15 protein-coding genes are annotated in these 12895 nt (G+C 44.7%); 13 read left to right on the top strand and 2 right to left on the bottom strand.

The annotated features are described in order from the left end of the window. The 11 genes from AUJ82_03860 to AUJ82_03810 all read left to right on the top strand — a co-directional run. A partial coding sequence (locus tag AUJ82_03860; protein ID OIO60094.1) for a hypothetical protein occupies positions 1-568 on the top strand: 568 nt, incomplete at its 5' end. 93 nt (positions 569-661) lie between these two features. Further along, positions 662-1279 carry a hypothetical protein gene (locus AUJ82_03855; GenBank protein OIO60093.1) on the top strand — a complete coding sequence of 206 codons (618 nt, stop codon included), beginning with the start codon at positions 662-664 and terminating at the stop codon, positions 1277-1279. A gap of 20 nt (positions 1280-1299) precedes the next feature. After that, the gene (locus AUJ82_03850) at positions 1300-1890 is read left to right on the top strand and encodes an aminoacyl-tRNA hydrolase (protein OIO60092.1); all 591 of its coding nucleotides are present in this window, start codon (positions 1300-1302) and stop codon (positions 1888-1890) included. 4 nt (positions 1891-1894) lie between these two features. After that, the gene (locus AUJ82_03845; GenBank protein ID OIO60099.1) at positions 1895-2179 is read left to right on the top strand and encodes a hypothetical protein; all 285 of its coding nucleotides are present in this window, start codon (positions 1895-1897) and stop codon (positions 2177-2179) included. A 22-nt stretch (positions 2180-2201) separates the two neighbouring features. Next, positions 2202-2663 carry a single-stranded DNA-binding protein gene (locus tag AUJ82_03840; protein ID OIO60091.1) on the top strand — a complete coding sequence of 154 codons (462 nt, stop codon included), beginning with the start codon at positions 2202-2204 and terminating at the stop codon, positions 2661-2663. A 57-nt stretch (positions 2664-2720) separates the two neighbouring features. After that, on the top strand, positions 2721-3188 hold the full coding sequence (locus tag AUJ82_03835; GenBank protein OIO60090.1) for a 50S ribosomal protein L9: 468 nt from the start codon (positions 2721-2723) through the stop codon (positions 3186-3188). 133 nt (positions 3189-3321) lie between these two features. Further along, the gene (locus tag AUJ82_03830; GenBank protein OIO60098.1) at positions 3322-4689 is read left to right on the top strand and encodes a replicative DNA helicase; all 1368 of its coding nucleotides are present in this window, start codon (positions 3322-3324) and stop codon (positions 4687-4689) included. Between the two features lie 6 nt (positions 4690-4695). Continuing rightward, entirely contained in the window at positions 4696-7032 is a 2337-nt protein-coding gene (locus AUJ82_03825; protein ID OIO60089.1) for an outer membrane protein assembly factor BamA, read from the top strand. Positions 7033-7063: 31 nt separating this feature from the next. After that, positions 7064-7657: a hypothetical protein gene (locus AUJ82_03820; protein ID OIO60088.1), complete on the top strand. Its 594-nt coding sequence runs from the start codon at positions 7064-7066 to the stop codon at positions 7655-7657. A 51-nt stretch (positions 7658-7708) separates the two neighbouring features. Beyond that, positions 7709-8776 carry a UDP-3-O-(3-hydroxymyristoyl)glucosamine N-acyltransferase gene (locus tag AUJ82_03815; GenBank protein ID OIO60087.1) on the top strand — a complete coding sequence of 356 codons (1068 nt, stop codon included), beginning with the start codon at positions 7709-7711 and terminating at the stop codon, positions 8774-8776. A gap of 1 nt (position 8777) precedes the next feature. Next, on the top strand, positions 8778-9728 hold the full coding sequence (locus AUJ82_03810; protein OIO60086.1) for a ribose-phosphate pyrophosphokinase: 951 nt from the start codon (positions 8778-8780) through the stop codon (positions 9726-9728). A 77-nt stretch (positions 9729-9805) separates the two neighbouring features. Here the strand turns inward: AUJ82_03810 and AUJ82_03805 are convergent, their stop codons facing one another. Next, complete coding sequence (locus AUJ82_03805; protein ID OIO60085.1) at positions 9806-10057, bottom strand: 50S ribosomal protein L28; 252 nt, start codon at positions 10055-10057, stop codon at positions 9806-9808. A gap of 28 nt (positions 10058-10085) precedes the next feature. On the opposite strand from AUJ82_03805, the gene AUJ82_03800 reads away from it, so the two are divergent. Continuing rightward, entirely contained in the window at positions 10086-11726 is a 1641-nt protein-coding gene (locus tag AUJ82_03800) for a hypothetical protein (protein OIO60097.1), read from the top strand. A gap of 261 nt (positions 11727-11987) precedes the next feature. After that, entirely contained in the window at positions 11988-12485 is a 498-nt protein-coding gene (locus tag AUJ82_03795) for a hypothetical protein (protein OIO60096.1), read from the top strand. 21 nt (positions 12486-12506) lie between these two features. On the opposite strand, the gene AUJ82_03790 is transcribed toward AUJ82_03795, so the two are convergent. Continuing rightward, positions 12507-12758: a hypothetical protein gene (locus AUJ82_03790; GenBank protein ID OIO60084.1), complete on the bottom strand. Its 252-nt coding sequence runs from the start codon at positions 12756-12758 to the stop codon at positions 12507-12509. Positions 12759-12895: the final 137 nt, after the last annotated feature.

Below are 12895 nucleotides of genomic sequence, written 5' to 3'. Positions count from 1 at the left end.
CCCATCCCCATACTATGGCGCTTTCGTAAACGCCTATGTCGTATGGGATCCCGCTTCTCTTGAAGCATTCATTTTTGATACGGGTATGGATGCCCACCCCATACTACAATTCATCAAAGATAATGGTTTACGCCCCAAGGCTCTATTCCTAACACACGCCCATACAGACCATATCGCCTGCCTTCCTCCTTTACAAAGAGCTTTTAAAAACATCCCTACCTACATACACGAAAACGAAGCGCTTTCTGCTGCCAAATCTTTTAAATCCCTCCATTTAAAATTTGAAAATATAGAAATTACTTCAAAGCTCACACCAGGGCACTCCCCAGGGGGAACTACGTATCTCATACAGGGCCTGGAAATGCCGATTGCGATCGTGGGCGATGCCCTATTTGCCGGCTCCCAGGGGGGCACAGGATCAGTGCATTACAAAGAAGCGCTTGATAATAATAAACGAGAAATCTTCTCGCTCACGGATAACACTATTCTCTGCCCTGGCCACGGTCCGCTTTCTACCGTTAGGGAAGAAAAGCGCTACAACTGCTTCTATCTGCCTGCCTCCCAATAACCAAACGAAATTAACGCTCAGAAACTTTAATTTTGATATTGCAATCCCTTAAAATTATTATACCTTAAGAGTTTTAATTTAAGAGATCATTTCATGAAAAAGTTAGAGTTAACAGTATCATTACGTGAAGAAAAAGGTCGCGGTCCCGCAGGTCGTATGAGACGTGCAGGCCAGCTTCCAGGAGTCATATACGGTAAATCAGGTTCAATCAGCATCAGCGTCAACGCACGCGATTTTATGTTCTTTATGCGTAAGGCCTCTGGTTCAGTCGTCCTTATCGAACTAAGCGTAGATGGCAAAGACAAAAAATTAGCCGTTATACAGGAAATACAGCGTAACCCGCTAAATGACCGCTATGAACACGTAGATTTTCACGAGCTTTCCGCAAATGAGGAAATGTCAGCTCATATCCCCGTACACATTATCGGCGAATCAACCGGCGTTAAAAATGAAAATGGTCTTCTCGATGTCCATCTTCATGCCATTGATGTTAAGTGTCTGCCGGCTAAACTACCGGAATACATCGAAATTGATGTTTCCAACTTGCACGTTGGCGAAGCCATTCACATTGCAGACTTAAAGCCTATCGAAGGCGTCACCTTTACGGGTCATGCAGAAATTTCTATCGTCTCTTGTGCGGAACCACGCGTCAAAGAAGAAGAAACTGAAGCAGAAGCCGCACCGGAAGCCGTCGCAGCAGAATCTGCTTAATATTTTATACAAGCTCATTAATGTCTATCTCTATCATAGCTGGTTTAGGAAACCCGGGCATCTTCTATAGAAGTACCCGGCATAACATCGGCTTTATAGTGGTAGATGCCCTGGCAAAACAGCTAGGAGCCTCTTGGAAAAAGGAAAATCGGTTTAAAGCCAAAGTGGCTCAAGTAGCCCACCAAGGCAAAACCCTTTTCCTGGTAAAGCCACTCACATACATGAACCAGAGTGGTTTCAGCCTTTCTGCTATCTGCAAGTTTTACAAGGTTTCCGTAGAGTCCCTCCTCGTCATCTATGATGATATTAACATAGATGTCGGCTGCCTGAAATTAAGCCAAGGCGGGAGCGCCGGTGGGCACAATGGTATTGCCAGCATTATCCAATTTCTCAGCACAGAATTTCTGCGTTTCAGAATAGGTATAGGGCAAAAAGTAACCCCGCAAATAGATCTTAAGGATCACGTATTGGGCAAATTTTCTGCCGCTGAAAAAGGCCTTTTTACCGATAAGATTCCTTATTTTGTAGAAAGCTTGCTATATGTAATTGACCACGGCCTCTTGAAAGCCATGAATTTAATTAACCAAAAACGAACTTCACATGAAAACTGAAAATATGAATAAATATAGAGTATCCTTTATCCTGGATTCACGCAAATACCAAGACTCTATCGATAGCTTGGTAGAAAAAGTAAAGCAAACGATGACATCTCTAGGTGGCGTTGTCAAAAAGACCGAAAACCTCGGCTCCAAACCATTTGCACGCATAACAGACAAATCTTTCCCTGAAGGAATCTACCTCGTAGTAGAATGCGAAGCAGCACCTGCTTTCCCAACCGCTCTTAAAGAAAAATTACGTCTCGAAAAACACGTATATAGAGTTTTTGTCGAAAACATCTAATCACAAACAGGAAATTATTGCTATGGCCGGATTCAGTAAAGTAATGCTAATGGGGAACTTAACAAGAGACCCAGAACTAAGAGTAACCCCAAACGGTACATCTGTATGTAAATTCGGATTAGCCATATCAAGAAAATACAAAGCACAAGACGGTTCTCAAAAAGAGGAAGTTACCTTTGTCGATGTGGATGCTTTTGGCAAACAAGCCGAGGTCGTCTCTAAATATTTTACCAAGGGTAAACCCATTTTCGTTGAAGGGCGCTTACGTTTCGACCAATGGGAGAATAACGGAGAAAAGCGTAGCAAGCTCAGCATCGTCCTTGAAAGCTTTCAGTTCATTGGTGGCCGTGATGGTGAAGGTAATTCATCTAGCAGTAACCAGAACGATTCCTACGCTTCAAGCGAACCTGCTGCCGTTTCACAAAGCTCACGCTCATCACAAAACGATTCTCAATTTGATATTGATGACGATGTACCTTTCTGATAACCTCAGCACCATCTGTCACTCATCTAACGCATAAATTTAATCATATACAATACAATGGCAAAATCAGAAGTTTTATTAATCGCTCCAGTTGAACGCCTCGGTCACGAGGGAGACGTAGTGTCCGTAGCCCTCGGTTACGCACGCAACTGCTTAATCCCGCAAAACAAAGCAATACCTGTCACGCACGCCAATAAAAAGCGTATCGACGCTCTTATCAAAGCACGTGAAGACCGCTTATCTAAAGAGCTTCAAGACGCTAAGGAAATTGGTGGCAAAATCGAAAAGCTTAGTTTCGCAATCGCTGTTAAAACAGGCGAAAACGGTAAAATGTTTGGCGCAGTTACGACAACTATGTTGCTCGATAAAATCGCTGAAGCGGGTATTGAGATTAACAAAAAGGCTCTTTCTTTGCCCAATCCTATCAAGAATTTGGGTCAACATGTAGCGCGCGTTAAACTGCATCATGATGTTGCCGTTGAGCTCAAATTTGAGGTCGTTTCAGAGAATCCAATCGAGGGTTAATTACTGCCCCTTCTGTATTCTTTTGTAATCACCCAAATCCCGAGAAAACTCGCTCATGCTGCCGGAGACAAAAGGCAAAAAACAAAATTCCGTCTTGGCTCCTAATCGAGCCAAGGCAAGCAAATCTGGCCATATTAATGTTGATAGTTTTAGGGTTCCACCTCATAGCGTGGACTCTGAACAAGCATTATTGGCCTGTTGCATTCAAGAGGGCGGCCAAGAAAGCATCACCGCCTGTATTGAAAACAAAATCATGCCGGAGTCGTTCTTTAAACCGGCTCACCAAATCGTATTTCAAGCCCTTCTAGACCTCTATAAAAAGGGTACGCCGGTTGATGAAGTCATTCTGTGCGAGCATCTACGCTCTAAGAGAGAATACGATACGGTCGGTGGCAATGCTTACATTAATGAAATCGTTGACCGTATTGATACCCCCGCGCACCTCCCCCACTATTTAAAACGAGTCAAAGAACTCTATATCCTACGCCGCCTCATTCGCATATCTACGCGTACCATCGAAGAGGCCTATTCAGAACAGGAAGACATGGAGATGTTTCTCGAGGGCGTAGAGCAGCAGATATTTAAAATAAGCGAAGATAGAATCACGGATTCCGCAAAGCCGATCAAAGAGCCTCTTGAAGACGCGGTCAACCAGATCAACTTCATGCTCCAAAATCGTGGTCAGCTAACGGGCATTCCTAGCGGCTTTCTCGATCTTGATAAAATGACTTCCGGTTTTAAACCTCAGGAAATGATCGTTGTCGCGGCAAGACCTTCCATGGGTAAAACCAGTTTAGCCCTTAACATGGCGGAAGCGGCTTTAATGCCAAAGGCTTCTAAGCGTGAGCCCACTCCTACCCTGATGTTTAGCCTCGAAATGAGCGCCGAACAGCTAGCAATGCGTTTGCTCTGCAGTTATACGCACGTCGATATGCAAAAGCTCAAGGATGGCTTTTTGTCCCAGGAATCCCATAAAGAACTCGCAAAGGGTGCCAACTTACTCAAGGATCTGCCTTTGTGGATCGATGATTCCGGCAGTTTGTCTATCTTAGAAATGCGTGCAAAGGCACGTCGCGTACAAGCTCAAAAATCCCTGGGGCTCGTGATCATTGATTACCTTCAGCTGATTTCAGGAACAGACTCTCGAGTCCCCCGCGAACAACAAATTTCAGAAATTTCAAGAGGAGTAAAAGCAATGGCAAAGGAGCTTAACGTTCCCGTCATTGTGCTCAGTCAGTTGAATCGTGATTCCGAAAAGGAGCGTCGGCAACCTCGTCTCTCCGATTTGCGTGAATCCGGTTCTATCGAACAAGATGCAGACTTGGTTTTATTATTATCTCGGCAGAAAGATGCTGATGATGAGAAAGAAAGAGGTCTCTCTGTCCTTCCTCGTGATTTAATTGTTGCCAAACAACGTAATGGACCTGTAGGTATTGTTCCTCTTGTTTTTAACAAACGCTTCACTCGTTTCGAAAATTACATAGACGATCAACCTGTTTAACATAATATACTATACATGCGATTTCGCTTTTTAACCAAAATCTCCTTTTGCGCGCTTGCACTTATGTGCGCATCCACGCTGCATGCCCAGTTTGCACCGAAACAACAGCCTATTATTGATGCTGTTAAAATTCAGTTCACAAACTTTAAGACAGTGAGTGATGAGGCGATCGAGGCCCACATCCGTCTAAGGCCGGGTCAGCCCTACGATACCACGCTGGCAGACCAGTCTATCCACTCGCTTTACAAAACTAAGTTGTTTGAATTCATAACGATCCGCTTAGATGACGCTCCCAGTGGTAATAAAATCGCCGTCTTTGAAATCACATCCAAGTATCGCATCAGTGAACTCACGTTCGAAGGCGCTTCCAAATATAAATCAAAGCGTCTGCAAAAGGAAATTAAATCCGCCGTCGGCCAATCACTCGATGGCTCCCAGCTTAAGATGGATGCCAATACGCTGATCGATTACTATCAGAAAAAGGGTTACTCCAAAATTAAAGTCACTTTCGATGTTAAGCGTGATCCCGAAACGGGCGAAGCTACGGTTGTCTTCCATATCTCTGAGGGACCGAAAATAACCATCTCTAAAATCATTTTCGAGGGCAATGAGGACTTAAAGCAGGAAAAGCTCCGCGATGTCATGAAAACCAAGCGCTGGAACATCCTCTCTTTCTTCACAGGCGCCGGTATTTTTAAGGATGAACAGTTTTATGATGACCTCGATAGCATCCGTGAATACTGCAAAAACCAAGGTTATTTGGATGTGCAATTAAACGATGCCGACGTCACGTTCGAGTACCCTTCCGAAAGCCGTATGGTTATCGTCATCAAGCTCAATCTGGGAAGACGTTATTACATCGGTAATATTAAAATTTCTAACAACAAGCTTTTCCCGGAGGATAAGCTGATGAAGGCGCTCACCATCAAAACGGGTGATGTATTTTCTCCGGAGGTGATTGATGAAAATGCGGAAACGTTGCGCGACATCTATGGCCAAGTCGGTTACCTAGATACCTATGCTATTCCAGAGCGTATCCCTAACCTTAAAGATGGCACCATCGATCTCAATTTTGTCGTCCACGAAAGTGACAAATTCTTTGTAGAATCTGTCGTTGTCGAGGGTAACACGAAAACAAAAAGCACAGTTATCATTCGCGAAATTGCGTTGGCTCCAGGAGATGTGTTTGACCTTATTCGCATGAAGAATAGTCAACTAAGGCTCCAAAATACCCGTTATTTTGATGAAGTTAACTTAATGCCGGAAGCCACAAACATCCCCGGCAGAAGGAAACTGCGCATCGCGGTTAAAGAAGCTAAAACCGCCTCGATTAACTTCGGTGTCGGCTTGAGCAATATTGAGAAATTTACCGCTTTTGCTGAATATAGCCAAACCAACTTCGATATCTTTAATTATCGTAACTGGTTCCAGGGCGCGGGTCAAAAATTCCGTGTTCGTTTCAGTATCGGTTCTCGCTCTAATGATTTCCTCTTGTATTTCGAAGAACCCTGGCTCTTTGAACGAGAGCTCACATTCGGTTTCGAGCTCTTCCGTAACGAGTCCCGTTACACAAGTTCCTTGTACAACGAGGTACGCATGGGCTTTGAGGTCTTCTTCCGTAAACGTCTTTTCGAGCTCGTTGAGGGTCGCGTATTCTATCACCTGGAAAGCGTTCGCATCTTCAATCTAGCGCAAAATGTTTCTCCGCTTATTCGATCCGAAAAAGGCTATCGCTCAATTTCAAAAGTAGGTTTCACCGCCTTACGTGATACACGGGATAACTTAATCTACCCAACCGAGGGTAGCCGCTTGGAAGCGGGTACTGAATTAGCCGGTGGTCCTGTTGGCGGACAAACAAAATATGTTAACCTATTCGTACGCGGCGCTCAGTTCTTCCCTACCTTTGAAACAGGTGAGCAAGTACTCTCCATCCTCGGTCGTACTGGCACCATTATGGGCTACGGCGGCCAATCCGTACCGTTCTTCGAGCGTTACTATATGGGTGGACCTGATGACTTACGTGGTTTTGGCTACAGAAAAGTCGGCCCTCGTGACAGTACAGGCGAATCAATCGGCGGTAAAACCATGGCATACGGTAGTATCGAATACACCGTCAGGGTTATGGAGCCTGTCCGTATCGCAGCCTTCTACGACATCGGTTTCCTTAACAAGGGCGAGCTCAACTGGAACCCAAATGGCTACAGAGATGACTGGGGTTTTGGCTTGCGTATTTTCATGTTAGGTGCACCCTTACGTGTAGACTTGGCGTTCCCAATCACAAGAAACAAAAAGCGTACTTCCGGAAAGCCGGAATTTAACTTCTCTTTCGGAGCAAGATTTTAATAACCCAACAACTTAGACAATAAGGATCAAAATGAAAAAAAGAATCACTATTCTAGCAGCCTTTTTAAGCGCCAGCTTAAGCTTAATGGCAGCTGATACCACCAAAGCAGCAGCACCTGCCAAAAACAATCTGGGCATTCTCACAGTAGATGTCAGCGAGGTGTATAACAACTACCGCAAGGCTCAAGAATCTCAGGAAAAATTTGCTACTTCGGTGGACGCCGCTCAGGAAGAAATTATGAGCATGGTTCAAGATGGACAAAAGCTCGTGGAAAGCTATCAAGAGCTCGAAGCCAAGGCAAATAACCCAGCTTTAACAGAAGACGCTCGTAAGAAATTCATGGAGGAAGCTAAAAAGAAGGAAGACGAAATCCGTAAAAAGGAAATCTCCGTCAACCAATTCCGTCAGCAAACAGACATGAACCTCAATCAGCGTAGGCAATCTTTGCTAAACCTGCACTTGAGCGAAATCAAGGACGCTGTTACCAAAATCGCCAAGAAGCGCAGTGCTGAAATCGTCTTTAACGCAAGCGGTATGGGTATCATGTACGCCAACAGCAGTTATGACATCACAGCCGAGGTCATCAGCGCGTTAAATGAGAATCCTCCCTCCTCTGCTAAGTAATTAGTTATTTTTAATCTTGAACCCTGAAGCAATTCAGGTTTTTTTTTTACCATGCGTCTCAATTATTCTCTAAACGATATTATAACTATTATTGGCGACTGTACTCCTGAAGGATCTACAGGTGAAACCATCCGCGCGATCGCTTCTCTCAAGACAGCCAAACCGGGAGATCTCAGTTTTCTCGGTAACGCCAAATATAAGGCAGATGTCCCGAGCTCCAACGCTTCTATTATATTAGTTAACAAAAACTACGCCGGTACTCCCAAGGAAAACCAGGTTCTCCTCCATGTCGAGGATCCTTCTTACGCCTTGCTCAAAATTTCCCACGAAATCGAAAAGGAATTTTACCCCTACCCTGAACCCGGCACCCATCCAACTGCTTTTGTAGACCCGTCTGCTAATGTCTCAGATTCTGCCTATATCGGCCCTTTTTGCGTTATTCAGCCCAACGCACAGATCGGCAAACATGCCATCTTGGAGGCTCACGTATTCATCGGTTCCAAAGTATCTATTGGAGATGATACTCATATCGCCGCAAACGTCAGCATACACGATTACTGCGAGGTGGGCAAAGATTGCTATATTAACGCAAACGCCGTCATCGGCTCCCAAGGCTATGGCTATTCTACCGTAGAGGGTAAACATTATAAGGAACCCCAAGTCGGTAGAGTCGTTCTTGAGGACCACGTGGACATCGGTGCCGGCACTACCATTGACAGAGCTCGTTTCAGTGAAACACGTATCGGCGAGGGCACAAAAATTGATAACTTGGTACAAATCGCCCACAATGTTATTATAGGTAAACATTGCCTGATCGTTGCCCAAGTGGGTATCTCAGGCAGCACTATTATAGACGATCACGTTGTTATCGGCGGCCAAGCCGGTATTGCTGGCCACCTTAAAATCGGCAAGGCCTGTATGATCGGTGCCCAAAGCGGCATCAACCACAATTTAGAGCCCAAAAGCTACGTGCGCGGCTCACCTGCTTATCCTTACCAGCAAGCGCAAAAGGTCGAAATCTATAAAAAACGTTTGCCTGAGTTCTATAAAAGGTTAACTAATTTGGAAGAGCAATTCGCTTCTTTTAACCAAGATACCTCACACTTAAATAACTCATAAAATGGGCTCCCTAAAAATTTTTTCCGGCACTTCTAACCTCGAGCTCGCCAAGGAGGTGGCGGAATTCGTGGGCATACCTTTGGGAATCGCCCCCATCACCTGTTTTCCAGATGGTGAAACGTTTGTGAAATATGATGAAAATATAAGGGGTTCTGATATCTTTATTATCCAGTCCACGTCAAAGCCGGCCAACCATAACATCATGGAGCTTTTGATCATGATTGATGCCGCTAGAAGAGCTTCAGCCGATCGCATAACCGCTGTTATGCCTTTTTATGGTTATGCAAGGCAGGACAGAAAGGATAAACCTCGCGTCCCTATTACTTCAAAATTGGTTGCTAATCTATTAGTAAGCGCAGGCGCAGACAGGATCCTCACCATGGATCTCCACGCCCAACAGATCACAGGTTTCTTCGATATCCCAGTTGATCACCTATATGCAGCTCCTGTTTTCTATAACTACCTCCAGCGTTTTAAGAGTGACAAGCTTACGGTTGCTTCACCGGACATCGGGGGCATGAAAATGGCAGCCGCTTATGCCGATATGCTAGGCGCTCCTTTATGTATGGTCGCTAAGCGTAGGTTAACGGGAGAAGACGTAGATGCCCTCCAAGTAATCGGCGATATTAAGGACAGAGATATCTTACTCGTTGATGATATGACAGAAACCGCGGGCACAATCGTTGCCGCAACGGAAATCCTTAAGGCAAATGGTGCTTGCTCCGTTCGAGCAGCCGTCACACATGGTGTCTTAAATGAAAGGGGTTTTGAGCGCCTTTCCAAAAGCAATATAGACGAACTTATTACAACAAACTCAACTAACGTACCCCGTAAAAGCCATACCGATCTTAAGATCACCGAACTGAGCATCGCTCAACTCCTCGGGGAAGCCATCATCCGCATTCACCACAACGAAAGCGTCACCAGCCTTTTTAAAATTAAAGGTTTCTAAACCCGCCTTAAATTTACCCCAATAAAAAAAGAGCACTCTAATTGAATGCTCTTTTTTTGTATAAAAATTTAATCAGACTATGCTAATTCAACTAAACCAGCCTTCAATGCCTTTGCAGAAACCCAAGCATTGATAATGCTACCGTTCTCTAGCTTGATGCGCTTACGCTGCAAATTTGGTTTAAACGTGCGAGCAACATGCTTGGTCACGTGCGTACCAATACCGCCACTTTTCTTAGATTGTCCCTTACGGTTTATTTTGCCACCTCTGTGAGCTTTTTTTCCGGTAACGATACACTGTTTTCTTGTATTCTTATTAGCGTCTGCCATGATAGGAGAAATTAAAATTAAAATCTGTATGTTTTGCAAGCTATTTCTACAAAAAAATTTAACAAAATTAACAGTAATTTCCCTATTCAGCCTCGCTTCCCTCTTTTTACCGGGTTGTTCTTCTAATGGCACACAGAGCTCAGCTGATTCTAAGGCCAAAAAACACCTTAATATCGGCAATAATACAGACCCCGCAAGCCTTGATCCTCAACTCGCCACAACCGTTCCGGAGTCCAAGGTTCTCATCGGCCTCTTTGAGGGCTTGGTTACCATGCACCCTGAAAATCTTACCCCAGAACCGGGTGTCGCGGAATCGTGGTCTGTCTCCGAGGATGGGTTAACCTACACATTTAACCTCAGGAAAAATGCCAAATGGTCTAATGGCGATCCCGTGACCGCACAGGATTTCCTCTTCTCTTATCAACGTATCTTAACCAGCAAACTAGGCGCCCCCTATGCCTACAGCTTCTATGTCGTAAAGGGCGCAGAGGGCTACCACAAGGGATCTACACCAGATTTCTCAACAGTTGGCTTTAAAGCTCTCAATCCCTACACCTTTGAGATTACGCTCGCCCACCCAACGCCTTATTTCCTAGCTCTTATAAGCCACTCCTCATGGTATCCTGTTCATAAAAAAACATTGGAGAAATTTGATGGTCTGGAAAAACGCGATAGCCCATGGACAAGGCAGGGAAACCATATCAGCAACGGTCCTTTCAGCCTCACCGAATGGAGCATTACAGACAAAATTACCATTACGAAAAATCCCCATTATTGGGACAGCTCAACTGTCCAACTGGACTCCATTTCCTTCTACTCCATGGATATGTTGACCGAAGAAAGATCTTACCAAACCCACCAACTCGATATTACAGACAGAATTCCGCCTGCTCAAATACCTTCTTATTTGAAAGAACATCCCGAACAAGTCTACGTTGCGCCTGGGCTGGGAACCGAATACTATGCGGTTAATACTGCTATTCCTTCTTTAAAGGATATACGCGTACGCAAAGCGCTATCGCTTAGTCTAAATCGCAAAGGCCTTGTAGAGCACGTTGTACAAGGCGGCCAACTCCCCGCATACTTCTTCACACCGCCCAATACCGCCGGCTACACGTTTAACGATCCCACTTACGAAGATATTGCAGAAGCAAAAAAGCTACTAGCAGAAGCAGGATATCCCGAAGGCAAGGGCTTTCCTCAAATCGAAATTCTATACAACACCACAGATCGCAACAAACAAGTCGCAGAAGCCATTCAAGAGATGTGGAAACGCAATTTAGGCATAAATGTAGTTCTGGTAAATCAAGAGTTTAAGGTCTATCTAAACACACGGCGTAGCAAAAATTATCAAATCGCACGTGCCAGCTGGGTGGGCGATTACGTAGATGCCTCAAACTTCCTCGAGCTCTTCCAAACAAACTCAAATAATAACTTCACCAACTGGAACAATCCGGAATACGATGCCCTCCTCCAAACTGCTGCCAGGACAAATAATCAGGTGGAGCGCATGGGCTATTTCCAACAAGCAGAAGCTATTTTAATGAGTGAATTCCCCATCATCCCCCTCTTCTTCTATTCAACCGTTTACTTAAAGCGTCCCAACATAAAGGGATGGTACCCGAATCTCCTCGAATACCACCCCTATAAATACGTCTTTATAGAATAACATTAGGCGCTACAATAAAGTTTATGGTTGAGCTATCCCGCCTCACTGCCTAGAATATGTCTAGTATGGTACCCCTGTTTAACCGCCAACTCCAGTAAACACATGTTCAAAAAGAATATAAATCGGCTCTGGAAGGCCTTTCTTGTAGCAATCGCCATGATCCCCGTCTTGGCAAGTGTGGCCACATTCACGCCAGAACTCGCCGGTAGAAGTACACTCTTAAACAGCATCGGCCTTGTTGCCGCATTGTTAGTGCTCTTCTTGATTCTTGTTTTTCCATCTAAAAACGGTAACGAACTTGAAGAAATTAAGGAAAAACCAGTTTCCGTCCCCCCCGCTGCAATCCTTTCGTCCCCAGAGGTTCAAGCCAGCAACAGAGCCGCGGTCGCTCAGTTTTTAAGCCTCCTTCAAACCCATGGGCGTTTTGTCGATTTTTTGATGGAAGACATTTCAAAATATGATGATGCCCAAGTGGGTGCCGCCGGGCGCATTATCCACCAGGGTTGTGGTGCTTTACTAAGAGACCGTTTTGATATTCAACCCATACAGGTTGGTAGCCAAAATCAAACGGTTACCCTTAATCCTGGTTTTAGGGCAGAGCAATTTCGTCTCGTGGGTAAGGTAGCCGGCTCCCCTCCGTTTCAGGGTCGTTTGATTCATAGTGGCTGGAAGGCTACAAAGGTCGATATTCCTCCCGTTTCTCAGAAGGATCTGGCTTCTCTTCCGGTCATTTTCCCCGCGGAATTGCAGGTTCTCTAATGCCGATTAATGTTTGGTTGTCTATTGTTGGAAAAATTTAAACCCGGCAATGCTTTCCCACACAAAGTAGGTAACGCAGGCGAGTAAAATAATCGTAAAAAAAACAATTCGCCAAAATGGCCTACGCTGCGGCCTGTCATTGAATGAATACTTTGGGCGCGCCGCCTCCATCGTCTTTTGTATAGGCTGAAAAACATCTCGATTCGAACCACCCACTCGCGCAATCAATTCCTTCGAAATTTTCCTTTGGGTACGGCGATAGTGCCATCTCATTATGAACCGTATCATGTTTTGGCCTATTATAAGGAAAATACTTATTTATGTCCAGAATAGTAGACAATGCTTCCTTTTCTTGCGATACTCTTTTTATTCGTTTATAAAATTTATTTTCCATATCACTTTTCCAACCC

The organism is Verrucomicrobia bacterium CG1_02_43_26 (assembly GCA_001872735.1).
Lineage (GTDB): Bacteria > Verrucomicrobiota > Verrucomicrobiia > Opitutales > CG1-02-43-26 > CG1-02-43-26.
This window is presented reverse-complemented; position numbering and strand designations above follow the sequence as displayed.